This window comes from Aeromonas sp. PS2Canimalfood6 (assembly GCF_048276795.1).
In the GTDB taxonomy this organism is placed as follows: Bacteria; Pseudomonadota; Gammaproteobacteria; order Enterobacterales; family Aeromonadaceae; genus Aeromonas; species Aeromonas caviae.
The window spans coordinates 1-14,608 of record NZ_JBLUXC010000047.1 but is presented as its reverse complement, the minus strand read 5'-3'; the positions used below and the strand labels follow the sequence as shown (position 1 = coordinate 14,608).

Sequence of the window (14,608 nt, the reverse complement as noted above, 5' to 3'; positions counted from 1 at the left end):
GGCTGCAGGCCCGACACGGCGGGCCCGCATGCCTCGTCATTGTGCGAGCCGTCCGGCCGCTTTGGCCTCGGCATCCCAGGCGGGGACAGTGGTCTTGAGGAACTGGGCCTTGTCGCTGTTCATCTGCTTCATGTCCATCCCAAGAGCGGCCTGGGCCTTCTCCTTGCTGGAGATGTCAGGAATGGCGATCTCGTGGCTGATCCCCTTGGCGGCCAGCAGGCGTGCCAGCTTGGTGCGGGCGTCGGCGGCCTTGTCCAGGGCGGTTCCCAGCATGCGCAGCGCCACTTCCGGGGCGTGCATCTGCACCCCGTGGGAGGCGATGGAGAAGTCCCAGCGCCATTGGGCGTGACGGATATCCTGCAGAATGTCCTTCATCTCGGCCTCGGTGGCGCCGGCATCCCAGGCGGCCTTGGCTTCAAAGTGGGCGTGCACCAGCTGCTTCTCGACTTTGAGCTTGATTTCGGTGACGGCGTCCTTGCGCTGCTTGACCACCCCTTGCAGCATCTCCTTGCTCTGGGTGTGGCAGTTGCGGCAGGTCTGGTCGAAGCGATCGAAGGGGTTGCCTACCTTGTGATCGGTGTAGACCTTGCCCTGTTCGTTTTGCACCTTGGGCATGTGGCAGTCGACGCAGGCGACGTTGTTCTGGCCGTGAATGCCGGCGCGCCAGGTCTCGTACTCGGGGTGCTGGGCTTTGAGCATGGGGGTCTTGGAGAGGGCATGGGTCCAGTCGGCAAAGCCTATTTCATCGTAATACTGCTCCATCTGCTCCACTGTGGTGCCCTTGTCCCAGGGGAATTTCACCGCCTTGGTGGGGCCGCTGAAGTAGTACTCCACGTGGCACTGGCCGCACACCTGGGACTGCTGATCGAAGCGCCCCTGCTCCTTGAACGGCTTGCCGATGGCGGTCATGGCCCGGTCGGCATAGGGACGGGAGAGGTGCAGGGCGGGTTTGCCCTCCTTGAACTCTTTCGAGGCGGTGTCGTGGCAGTCGGCGCAGCCGATGGTGTTGACGATCTCCGGTCCGCCTTTTGCCCACATGCCCTTGAAGTAGCCATCCTCACCCTTCTCGTCGATGACGCGGGCCACATCCGGGCCTTTGCAGCTCCAGCAGGCCATGGGCAGCGGACCGTCTTCGGCAGTCTTGGGGGCGCCGGTACGCAGGGTTTCCCGCACGTCGGTCAGGGCATAGAAGTGGCCGCGCGGCTTGTTGTAATCCTTGGAGAAGGGGTAGCCGGCCCAGAGCACCACCATCTGCGGATCTTCCGCCAGGGCGTCGGTGCGCTCGCGGCTCTCGCTGGTGCCTTTCCAGCTGGTGAACTGATCGGCGTGATCCTTGGCGAACAGCTCGCTGCGCGCCTCGATCTTGCCCTTGCTTTGTGCCTCGTCGGCCGCCTGTGCCAGACTGCCTGCACCCAGCAGGGCGGTCAGCAGCAGGGCTGCCAGCCCTGGTCGAAATAGCTTGTCATATGAACCCACGGTCATCACTCCCAGATAAAAGTCCATGTCGGGCCTGACCGTTCCATCTTGGTGTGGACATCTGTGCTCATCATCGACGGGCATGGCAGGCCGATCCATTGTTATGGCTGCATATAAATCGGTGTTTATGCAATTGCTCGGGGGGATAATACCAAATGGGTAAAATGGATAATCATTTATCCCCGTGGGAGTTGCGCTAGATCAATTGAGGGGGGTGAGGGATGCCAAAAGTGCGATCCAGGTGGAATTATTGAACCTCATCCGAGGGTTATTTCCACCCGTTCTCTTTTGATGAAAATAGGTAAAAACGATGTTCATCATGCTGGCTAGGGGGGAAGGGCGAGAGGCGGCGGAGAGATACACCGCATGCAGAGAGAGAATGAACTGCTGATGTTGAATTTAAATTCAATATTAAGCTTGCGAAGGGGTGAGGGGGAGGCTTCGGTTTTCCATCCCCATGGCCCCTGTCAAGGGGCTCTGTGACAGAAGCTGTCGTAGAAATGGGTGCCAAGAGAGCCATCTGTTTTCAGGAAAGGAAAAATAAGGGCTTTATTCCAGCATATTCGCGTCCTGGTAGCGTCTTATTGAATTTAATAGGACGGTTTGCGGCATTTACTTTCGATATTTTCGAAAATGACGAAGGGTTATAGGGGGTGATTGACGGTAAAATAGCCGCCTGTCACGGAGACTTTCCCTTTACGCTTCATGTGCTGGGAAGTCTGTGTTTACCCGTTGGAGGATATATGGCCGAGCTGCGAATCGATAAACCGACTCTTATTGCCAAGGTGGAGGGCGCTGTGTTTGTGATGGATGCGGACGGCTCTTTGCGCCGTGCTACCCTTGGCATGCAACTGGAGCCCGGGATGCGCCTGCTCACCGAATCCGACGGACAGGTGGAGCTGGCGGAGGCTGGCAGCGAACGCCCCGAGCCCACCCAGCCCGAGGCGGCACTGCCCGCCGGTGCCGATGCCGAGCTGGCGAGCCTCCAGGAGGCGATCCGTCAGGGGGCGATCCGTCAGGGGGCTGATCCGACCGAACTGTTTGAGGAGACCGCGGCCGGTAACGCGGCGGCCGGTACGGTTGGCGGTGTGGCCGGCTCCAGCGCCGGCGGTTTCGTGGTGGTGGATCGTATCAATGATGCGACTCTGGCCGAGGCGGGATTTGACACCAGCCATGAGGCGCGCCAGCCGGGCGACGAGTTGCTCTATGCCGAAGATCAGGATCTGCTGGCGGCCATCACCATCACTGAGCCCCAGACCGATGACAACATCATCAATGCCGACGAGGCGACCGGCGTCATCATTCGCGGCTTTGTCGAGGATGTGGAAGTCGGCCAGACCGTCACCGTCACTCTGATAGATCAGGATGGCAATCGCCTGACCACCACCACAGTGGTGCTGCCCGGCTTCGTCTGGGAGGCAAACTTCGGCGACGTCACCGGCAAGCTGGTGGACGGCCCCCTGACCATCCAGGCCGATACCCAGGATGCAGCCGGCAACCGGGCCAGCGACACCGGCCAGACCCTGCTCGACACCATCACCACTATTACCCTGGATTTGGCGGACGAGAGCGACACCGGCGCCAGCCAGACCGATGATCTGACCCGCGACACCACACCACTTCTGCAAGGGAAGGGGGAGCCTGGCGCTACCGTTACCCTGACCCTGGAAGGCAAGGTGATGGCCGTGCTCACCGTGGATGGCAACGGCAACTGGCAATATCAGATCCCCGATACCCTGGCCGATGGCCCCCATGATTTTCGCGTCGATGCGGTGGACATCGCGGGCAACCGGGCCAGTGACACCCTGACGGTGACGGTGGATACCCGTGCCGCCATCGACATCGACGATCTCGATACCGACAGCATTCTCGGCCATGACAAGGTCACCCTGAGCGGCAGTACCACGGACGTGGAGGCGGGGCAGCGGGTGACCATCACCCTGGTTGGCCAGAATGGCCAGACCCTCTTCAGCGGCAGTGCCCTGGTGGGCAGTGACGGCCGCTGGCAACTGGGAGGCCTGGATCTCTCCAGCATCCAGGGCCCCTACGAGGTACGCGCCGAGGTGACGGATCTGGCGGGCAACCGGGTGATCGACGGGGCTCCTCTCATCGGTCAGAGCGACGTGCTTACCCTCTCCGAGGCGGATCTCGCCAAGGGGCCGGTGAGTGCCACCGGATCCCTGCACACCGGTGCCGGGCTTGATGGCAACCTGCAGGTGAGTTTTGCCGCCGATCAAAGTGCCCTCAATCAGCTTGGCCTGACCAGCCACGGGACGGCGCTCGCCTACCAGGTCAGCGGCCAGACTTTCACCGCCAGCGCAGGGGGCGTGACCGTCTTCACCCTGACCCTGGCCAACGACGGCAGCTATCGCATCGTCTGGAACCAGAGCCTGGATCACGGCCAGGATAGCCTGAGCCTGCCCTTTGCCCTGGAGTACCGCGACAGCGACGGGGATCGGGTGAGCGCCAATCTCACCGTCAACCTGGTGGACAGCACACCGCCGGACTTCACCATCGCCCCCATCAGCCTCACGGAGGATGATTTCACCAATCCGGCGGCGGTGGTGGGACAGAGCCAGTTCGTGGTGGGCCATCAGTCCGATCCCTTGGTGGCAACAAGTGCCGTCTTCGCGGATCAGAGTGCAACCCTGGCCCGTCTCAACGGCAGCGGTATCAGCAGCGACGGCCACGCCTTGACCTTCGAATTCACCGGTGATCGCCTGCTGACGGGTTATTACCTGGATGGCAATGGCAAGCGGGTCGAGGTGCTGAAGGCCGAGCTGACCGCCAGCCAACATGGCAGTGATATCGACGGCAATGTCACCGTCTCCCTCAATGGGCCTCTGGACCATCAGGGCAGCGACCAGCTCTCCCTCGGGCTCACCGTTTCCGCCAAGGAGATAGATGGCGACGAGACCCGCGCCGATCTGGTTGTCTCCATCAGTGACGGTGTGGATCCCCGCCTTGGCATCGACAGCGGGGTCACCTTGCAGGAAGGGGCCTCTGGCCAGACCCTGGATGGCCAGCTGCCGGTGAGCGTGGGCAGCGATCGCCTGGTGTCGCTCAACTTCGAGGCGAGCCAGCCCGGCCTGAATGGCCTCACCAGCGGCGGCCAGCCGACCCACTATCAGGTCAACGGCAACGTCATCACCCTGCTGGATGCGGGCGGCAAGACCATTCTGACCGTGACCCTGGGGCTGGATGGCAAGTACCAGGTGGCGCTCGACGGCGTGCTGGATCAACCGGTCAGCACCAACAGCGTCAACCTGGGGTTGCAGGTGCAAGGCACCGATTTTGACGGGGACAAGAGCAACCTTGGCACCCTCAATATCCATATCACCGACGGCGTGCTGCCCCAGGTCGACCCCATCTCCCTCACCCTGGTGGAGGACAGCGACTGGAGCGCGGCCCAGACCCTCACCGGGGATCTGGCCATCACCGCCGGGGCCGACCCTCTGGTCAACATCGCATTCGATGCCAGCCAGCCCGGCCTGCAGGGGCTCACCAGCGGCGGCCAGCTCGTGGTCATCACCATCAGCGGTAACAGCATCAGCGGCGCCGTCAACGGCCAGAACGTCTTCACGTTGACGCTGGATCAGAACGGTCACTACGTCTTCACCCTGAACCAGCCGCTGGATCAGGGGAGTGCAGACAGTCTGCTCAAGGCGGGCTTTACCCTGACCGACAGTGACGGAGATAAAGTCTCCTCCACCCTGAGCGTGGCCATCGGCGACGGGGCCAATCCGGTCATCAGCGCCGTGACCGGCACCGAGATGACGGAGGCGAACCAGGGGGCGAAGGATGTGGTGAGCCACATGAGCTTCACCGTGAGCCACGGGGCTGATGCGCTCGATACGAGCAGCCTCAAATTCGATATCGCCGCCATTCAGCAGAGCCTGGATGGCAAGTACAGCAGCCACGGCAGCCCGGTGACCTTCACCCTGGACGCCAACGGCGAGCTGGTGGGGACCAGCGCGGACGGCCGCGAGGTGCTGCGGGCCGAGCTGGATTTGGTGGAGAGCAACGGCAACTGGAGCGTCACCGCCAAGGTGACTCTGGGGGCCGAGCTGGATCACCAGGGCAGCGAATCCCTCGACTTGCCGCTCACCGTCACCCTGACCGACAAGGATGGGGACAGGGTCTCCACCGACTTGCCGCTCACCATCAAGGATGGCCATGCGCCGCACTTCGTGGCGGGCAGCGGAGTGAGCCTGGATGAGCGTGGGCTCGACGGCAGCAATACTCTGACCGGCACCGGCCACTTCCAGGTCAATGCGGGCTCGGATCGGGTGAGCGAGGTGTCGTTTGCCGACATCAGCGAGCAGCCGGCCCTGACCGCCCTGGGCCAGAGCGTCAAATACGAGCTGGTCGACGGCGATGCCAGCATCCCGGGCAACCAGGTGCTGAAAGGCTATGTGGAAGTCAATGGCCAGCGCGTCGAGGTGCTTCAGGTCGAACTGGTGGGCAAGCTGGACAACGCTGCCAGCAACGGCTTTGACTATAAGGTGACCCTGTTCGAGGGGGTTCACCAGAGCGGTGGCACTGCGACCGACCTGCCGTTCAAGCTCAACATCGTCGACAGCGACAAGGGCAGCGGCAACAACGACAGCGCCACGGGCACCCTCAACATCCGCATTTCGGAAGGGGCCAACCCGACCCTCAGCCTGACCGGTGTGACCCTGAGCGAGGGGCGCTTCGACGGTGCCGCCAACAACCAGACCGGCGATGATCAGCATGCCACCGGCACCCTGAGCATCACCGCGGATTCCGATCCCGTGGTGGACGTGCGGCTGACCCTGAGTGGTCAGGTGCTGGATGCGAGCGGCAAGGCCATCACCCACAACGGCGAGACGCTCACCTGGCAGGAGGTGCCGGGCAGCAACGGCCACGGCTTCCAGGCAGTGACTGCGAGCGGCACCCTGGTGCTGACGGTGACCCTGCCGAGCGTGCCGGGGCGCATCGAAGCCCACACCCAGGCAACCCTCGATTACCAGGTGACGGTACACACCAACCTGGATCACGGGGCGGATGACAAGCTCAACCTGAGCCTGCCGGTCAAGGTGACCGACAGCGACGGCAGTGTGATCACCGGCAGCACCACGGCGGTGATCACCGATGCGGCCGATCCTCATCTTGGCATCGACAGCGGGGTCACCTTGCAGGAGGGCGGGGCCAGCCAGAGCCTGGATGGCCAGTTGCCGGTCAATGTGGGCAGTGATCGCCTCGTGTCGCTCAACTTCGAGGCGAACCAGCCCGGCCTGAATGGCCTCACCAGCGGCGGCCAGCCGACCCACTATCAGGTCAACGGCAACGTCATCACCCTGCTGGATGCGGGCGGCAAGAGCATTCTGACCGTGACCCTGGGGCTGGATGGCAAGTACCAGGTGGTGCTCGACGGCGTGCTGGATCAACCGGTCAGCACCAACAGCGTCAACCTGGGGCTGCAGGTGCAAGGCACCGACTTTGACGGGGACAAGAGCAACCTTGGCACCCTCAATATTCATATCACCGACGGCGTGCTGCCCCAGGTCGACCCCGTCTCCCTCACCCTGGTGGAGGACAGCGACTGGAGCGCGGCCCAGACCCTCACCGGGGATCTGGCCATCACCGCCGGGGCCGATCCCCTGGTCAATATCGCATTCGATGCCAGCCAGCCCGGCCTGCAGGGGCTCACCAGCGGCGGCCAGCCCGTGGTCATCACCATCAGCGGCAACAGCATCAGCGGCGCCGTCAACGGCCAGAACGTCTTCACGTTGACGCTGGATCAGAACGGTCACTATATCTTCACCCTGAACCAGCCGCTGGATCAGGGGAGCGCAGACAGTCTGCTCAAGGTGGGCTTCACCCTGACCGACAGTGACGGAGATAAAGTCTCCTCCACCCTGAGCGTTGCCATCGGCGACGGGGCCAATCCGGTCATCAGCGCCGTGACCGGCACCGAGATGACGGAGGCGAACCAGGGGGCGAAGGATGTGGTGAGCCACATGAGCTTCACCGTGAGCCACGGGGCTGATGCACTCGATACGAGCAGCCTCAAATTCGATATCGCCGCCATTCAGCAGAGCCTGGATGGCAAGTACAGCAGCCACGGCAGCCCGGTGACTTTCACCCTGGATGCCAACGGCGAGCTGGTGGGGACCAGCGCGGACGGCCGCGAGGTGCTGCGGGCCGAGCTGAGCCTCGTTGAGAACAACGGCAACTGGAGCGTCACCGCCAAGGTGACCCTGGGGGCCGAGCTGGATCACCAGGGCAGCGAATCCCTCGACCTGCCGCTCACCGTCACCCTGACCGACAAGGATGGGGACAGGGTCTCCACCGACTTGCCGCTCACCATCAAGGACGGCCATGCGCCGCACTTCGTGGCGGGCAGCGGAGTGAGCCTGGATGAGCGTGGGCTCGACGGCAGCAATACTCTGACCGGCACCGGCCACTTCCAGGTCAATGCGGGCTCGGATCGGGTGAGCGAGGTGTCGTTTGCCGACATCAGCGAGCAGCCGGCCCTGACTGCGTTGGGCCAGAGCGTCAAATACGAGCTGGTCGACGGCGATGCCAGCATCCCGGGCAACCAGGTGCTGAAGGGCTATGTGGAAGTCAATGGCCAGCGCGTCGAGGTGCTTCAGGTCGAACTGGTGGGTAAGCTGGACAACGCTGCCAGCAACGGCTTTGACTACAAGGTGACCCTCTATCAGGGGGTTCACCAGAGCGGCGGTAACGCCACCGACCTGCCGTTCAAGCTCAACATCGTCGACAGCGACAAGGGCAGCGGCAACAACGACAGCACCACGGGCACCCTCAACATCCGCATTTCGGAAGGGGACAAACCGACCCTCACCCTGACCGGCGTGACGGTGAGTGAAGGGCGCTTCGACGGTGCCGCCAACAACCAGACCAGCGATGATCAGCATGCCACCGGCACCCTGACCATCACGGCGGACTCCGATCCCGTGGTGGACGTGCGGCTGACCCTCTCGGGCCAAGTCGTGGATGGGAGTGGCAAGGCCATCACCCACAACGGCGAGACCCTCACCTGGCAAGAGGTGGCGGGCAGCAATGGCCACGGCTTCCAGGCAGTGACTGCGAGCGGCACCCTGGTGCTGACGGTGACCCTGCCGAGCGTGCCGGGGCGCATCGAAGCCCACACCCAGGCAACCCTCGATTACCAGGTGACGGTACACACCAACCTGGATCACGGGGCTGACGACAAGCTCAACCTGAGCCTGCCGGTCAAGGTGACCGACAGCGACGGCAGTGTGATCACCGGCAGCACCACGGCGGTGATCACCGATGCGGCGGATCCCGTGATCACCGCCATCGAGGGGGTGACCGTCAAGGAGTCGGACCTCAACGGGGGCAGTGGCCAGCATGGGGGTACCAGCCCGTCAGGCACGGGAGAGGTTGCCATCGGCCAGGTGACGATCGCCGCCGGGAGTGACCGGGTGGTTTCCCTGCAACTGGATGTAGCCCGCTTCAACGCCCTCAATACCCTGACGTCGGGGGGCAAGGCGGTCACCATAGGGGCAGACAGCCAGCCGGGTGTCTACCTTGGCAAGGACAGCGCAGGCAAGCTCATCTTCAAGCTGACCCTGGATGTGTCCGGCCGCTACACCTTCGAGCTGACCGGCAATCTGGATCACAGCGTCCAGGGCAAGGATCTGCTGGATATCCAGCTGCCATTGCAGGCACGGGATAGTGACGGGGATCTGAGCGCCGAAGTGATCGGTCATGTGAGCGTGCAGGACGACGTGCCGGTGGCCGTGGACGCGAGCAAGACCCTGAATGAAGGGGCGAAAGTGACCGGCGATCTGCTGGCCACTGCCAGCGAGGGGGCGGACGATGCGGTGGTGAGATCGGTGACCATCAATGGCACCGAGCACCCCATCGCCGCCAGCGGCAACACCAGCATTGCAGTCACCGACAGCACGGGACAAGTGATCGGCACCCTGGTGATCAGTGCCGAGGGCAACTACAGCTTCACGGCGACATCCGGCGTTAATCACAGCAACAATACCCTGGTGCAGACCATCGACTTCCACCTGGTGGACGGGGATGGGGACACCGATGACGGTGTCTTGACCCTGACCATATGGGACGAGGCGGGCAAGCTCACCGTGAGCGCAGTCACCGGCGCCGAGGATGCGGGGGCCAGTGATCCCACTCATGGCATCCCCATCACCATGGCCCTGGACATCGGCGACTACGATCGGGGCGAGTTCGTCGAGAAATTGCTGATCCAGGCGCCGGCCAATGCTCACGGCACCTTCTATTTCAACGGCGTCGCACTGACCACCATCACCCAGGGGGGCAAGACCTGGTATGAGGTGCCGCCCGCGGCCATGGTGGCGGTGGCCAACACCGATGACAAGTTCCAGCTCACCGGTGTCACTTTTGTGCCAAACCACGACTACTCGAGCTACAACAACGGAGGTGCTCCGCTGCGCTTCCCGGTGCAGTTGCAGGTGGGGGTCACCGAGGGGAGCAAGCCCCCGGTGCTGACCGGCAATCTGGACATCACGGTGCAGGGCATTGCCGACAAACCCCTGTGGGATGCGGGCAGCACGCACCAGCACTACACCACGGACGAGGACAGCAGCGGCATCGCCCTCAACGTCAAGGCGGGTCTCACCGATACGGACGGCTCCGAGACCCTGAGCTACCAGATCAAATGGGCGTCCGGCCAGGGCTCGCTGACCCTGAACGGCAAGGTGCTCACCCCGGGGGCGAACGGCCTCTATACGGTGGCCGGTGGCGACATCAACAAGGTGACGGTGGTGCCCGGCAAGGACTACAGCGGTGACATCAAGCTCATTGTGACCCCGGTGAGCACGGAGAAGACCCCGGTGGTGACCGGCAAGGAGACGGCCCTCGGCGATCCGCTGGAGGTGATTGTCAACGTGAACCCGCTGGCGGACGACGCCAAGCTGACGGTGCGCGAGATCCAGGGCAAGGAAGATACCCTGATCGATCTGGGCAGCAAGATTGGGCTCGCCCATCTGGGAGACACCACAGATGGCTCCGAGCAGCTGTTCGTGCGCATCAGCGGCCTGCCCGCCGGTGCCACCCTGCTGCTGGGTGGGGTGGCGGTCACCCTGGATGCCAACGGTTACTACGAGGTGCCCTATGACCGCATCAATGACCTCAAGCTGCTGCCGCCCAAAAACAGCAACGTCGATTTCGATCTCACCATCAAGGGGGTGGTGAAGGACACCGCCATTCTGACCGATGCCAGCGGCCAGACCCACACCGTGGTGAACGAGAAGGAGACCGGCAGCCAGAGCCTGCACGTGGATCTGGTGGGGGTGGTGGATGAACCCCATTTCGATCTCAATACCACCGACTGGACCCAGGATGGCAACGGCTACAGCATCACCATCCAGGAGGATGGCCGGGCGCCCCTTGACTTCAAGCTCACCTCGGGGGAGTGGACGGATACCCCGCTCGATCACTCGGAAACCCTCAACCTGGTGCTGGAAGGGCTGCCGGAAGGGGCCAAGGTATTCGACGGCAGTGGCAAGGAGCTGACCCTGACCTTCGCCGGGCTCGATGGCAAGGGCAATCCTCTCTATCAGGTGGATGTGACCAGCCTTGGCAACCTGGAGATCCAGCCACCCCCCAACAGCACCGCCGATCTGCACCTGGTCGGCCACGTGGTGGTGACCGAAAATGACGGCGACCACAAGAGTTTCGACGTGCCCCTCACCATCAAGGTGGAGCCGGCCATCGACGCTACCGACTACGCCAAGACCAGCCATGGCCTGGAGGATCAGTTCACCGTCCTCGACTGGCAGCCTGACCTGACCGACGGCGCCGAGAAGGTGACCCACCTCAGCCTCTCCGGTATCGAACCCGGGTATGAAGTCTGGATCCGCGTGGGTGGGGTCGAGACCCAGCTGACCGTGAGCGGCGGCGCCGTGGACTTGAGCGACGCCGAGCTGCAAAGCCTGCTCGGCGGTGGCCAGCTGCTGGTGAAAGGGCCCGAAGACAGCGACAGGGACACCACCCTCCAGAGCCATGTCACGGTGACACAAGTGGATGTGGACTCCAGCGCCACTGCCCAGAAGGTGATCGACGGCACCCTGCATGTGGATATCCAGGCGGTGGTGGAGCCCGATGGCAACCTGGTGCAGACCGGTCAGCTGGAGAGCCCGGACGGGCACGACATCCCGCTGGACGGCGTCTTCGTGTTCGAGGATCTGGACCCCAGCAGCGATGAGGTCATCGACTACCTGGTGATCAGCGATCTGCCCCCCGGCTTCGTGGTGGTGGGCGGCATCAACGATGGCAAGGGCAACTGGACGGTTCCCCACGACGCCCTCGGCAGTTATGCCTTGCGCTCGCCGGATGGCTTCACCGGCACCGTCACCTTCAAGGTGAGCGCCAGGGTGGTCGACCTTGGTGACAACAACGAGGGGGATGTGAGCGCCCCGGCCTATCGGGAGATCACCGCCAGCGCCGACTTCCATGGCGCGACCCACTCGGGTCAGGTGGCCGCCGATGTCGATTTTGACAACAGTACCCCCATCACCGGGGTGGAGGATCACGGCGTCAACTTCGGCAGCCAGCTCAAGCAGATGGTGACCCTGGGCACGGCGGACATCGGGGACGACGAGCTCAGCATCGTCATCACTGGTCTCCCTCCGGGCGTCAACGTACAGGGGCTCACCTATGACTTCGTCAACGGCGAGTACCTCATCAAGTTGCCGGGCGGCCTCGATGATCTCGACCGCCTGACCCTGACCCTGACCCTGCCGCAAGACTATGCCGGTGACGGCCTGCACTTCAATGTGCGCCTGGTCAACACCGACACCGTGAGCGGTGACACCAAGATGGTGGAGAAGGACGTCACCCTCTCCATCACCCCGGAGGTGGACATCAACGGCGGGGCGGACGGCCTGCCGGAGCTGCAACTGAACGTGAAGGACGTAAACGGCGACGGCCAGCCTGACAACCTGGAAGACACCGACATTCATCTCGATCTCTCGGTCAAGCTCGCCGACATCAGCCCCTCGGTGGCCGATGGCGGTCTCGAGACCGTGGAGCAGGTGGTCGTGACCGTGGATCCCCAATATGGTCACTTCCTCGACAAGAACGGCCAGCCGGTCTCCACCCTCACGGTGAACAACCCGGCGGATCTCAAGGATCTGGTGTTCGTGCCCAAAGAACACTTCAGCGGCAAGGTGCCGCTGGCGGTGACGGTGGATATTCTCGATACCGCCACCACGGGCACGGTTCGGGGGAGCTGGAGCGGCAACGTGAGCTTCGAGGTGCTGCCGGTGAACGATCCGGCCAACCTCACGGTCCAGAACGTCACGGGCCAGGAAGATGGCAGCGTGAGTCTGGGGGGGCTGGGGGCCAGCCTCATCGACAACGATGGCTCCGAGCAGATCGTCGGGCTGCAGATCAAGGGGGTGCCGGATGGCTTCACCCTGTCCGCCCCGGCGGTCAACAACGGCGGTGGGGTGTGGCAGGTGCCTGTGGGCACCGACTTCTCCAAGCTGACCCTGATCCCGCCGGCAGATTTTAGCGGCACAGTGGATCTCACCCTGAGTGCCTTCACCCTGGACCAGGGACTGACCCTGCCGCTCGAAACCAGCGGCAGCTTCACCGTCACCGTCAAGCCGGTGGGGGATGCCATCATCGCCGATCTGCAGGACAAGGCGAGCGGCACCGAGGGGGATGTGATCACCCTGAATCTGGGGCTGGAGACCCGGGATACCCATGCCACCGGCGGCAATGCCGGCAATGTGAACGAGAACGGGCCCGAGCAGGTGCGCGTCACCCTGGAAGGGGTGCCGGACGGGGCAGAAATCCGCCTGCCGAGCGGGGTGAACGGCACCGTGGTGGATCTTGGCGGTGGCCGCTGGCAGGTCATCACGGATGGCGGCAAGCTCGACGCGGTGGAGCTCGTGACCAACGACGCCAACGGCGCCATGGCGATCAAGGTGACGGCCCAGAGCCTGGACAACGGCGCCCTCGGCCCCGAAGTGAACGGCACCATCCATCTCGATGTGAGTCCGGTCAACGACGCCCCCGTCAACGTGTTGCCCGATGATCCCCAGGTGGCACAGGAGGACGAGCCGTTCGTCATCCAGGGTCTGCATGTCAAGGACGTGGATGCGGGCAACGGCATCATGGAAGTACGCCTCTCGGTGGAGCACGGCACCCTGACCCTGCCGGCCGGGAGCGGCGTGACCCTGACCGGCAACGGCACCGGCGATGTGGTGCTGACCGGCACCCTGGCGGATCTCAATGCCCTGCTCTCGGGCGGCGTCACCTATCAGGGCGACCCGGACTTCCATGGCAATGACGCCTTGACCATGGTGACGGACGATCGGGGCAATACCGGCAGCGGTGGCGCCCTGAGTGACACCGATGTGCTGCCCATCCTGGTACAACCGGTCAACGATGCCCCCGTCAACCAGCTGCCAACGACGCCCCAGGTGGCGCAGGAAGATCAGCCCTTCACCATTCACGGGCTGCAGGTGAGCGATGTGGATGCGGGCAACAGCCCCCTCTCTGTCACCCTCTCCGTGCTGCACGGTACCCTGGAACTGGCGGCGGGCAGTGGCGTGACGGTGAGCGGCAGCGGCAGCAACACCCTGGTGCTGAGCGGTTCCCAGGATGCCATCAATGCCTTGCTCGCAGGGGGCGTGACCTATCAGGGCGAGCAGGACTTCAATGGCCAGGATGCCCTGACCATGGTGACCAATGATCTTGGCAACACCGGCAGCGGTGGCCCCCTGAGCGATACCGACGTGCTGCCCATCGAGGTCGAGCCAGTCAATGATGCCCCTGTCACCCAGGTGCCGGGCTCATTGCAGGTGAAAGAGGATGGCTCCCTGTCGCTCACCGGGATCAGCGTGAAGGACGTGGATGCGGGCAGTGCGCCCATCTCCATGGTGCTGCGGGTGGAGCACGGTGTGCTGACCCTGCTGGGGGCGGCAGGCGCCGTCTCGGTGCAGGGGGCGGGGACCAGCGTGGTGACCCTGGTCGGGTCGCTCGATGATCTCAACGGGTAAGTATTCACCGGAACAGTATTGACACAGGAAAAATGAGACGATCGTCTCTTGATCCCACTTTCCTGCTTGCTTGATCCTGCTCCTTAGATACGCTCCCCCCATGAGCAAAAACACCA

At 63.4% G+C, this 14,608-nt stretch carries 2 protein-coding genes; one reads left to right on the top strand and one right to left on the bottom strand.

What is annotated here, in order from left to right; translation table 11 throughout:
- Positions 1–36: 36 nt before the first annotated feature.
- A complete protein-coding gene (gene nrfA / locus ACNPAA_RS16415; RefSeq protein WP_161469902.1) occupies positions 37–1,482 on the bottom strand; it encodes an ammonia-forming nitrite reductase cytochrome c552 subunit in 1,446 nt (481 codons plus the stop codon).
- A gap of 737 nt (positions 1,483–2,219) precedes the next feature.
- On the opposite strand from nrfA, the gene ACNPAA_RS16410 reads away from it, so the two are divergent.
- Positions 2,220–14,492, top strand: coding sequence for a retention module-containing protein (locus ACNPAA_RS16410; RefSeq protein WP_417891870.1), 12,273 nt, complete (start codon positions 2,220–2,222; stop codon positions 14,490–14,492).
- The last annotated feature ends 116 nt before the right edge of the window (positions 14,493–14,608 follow it).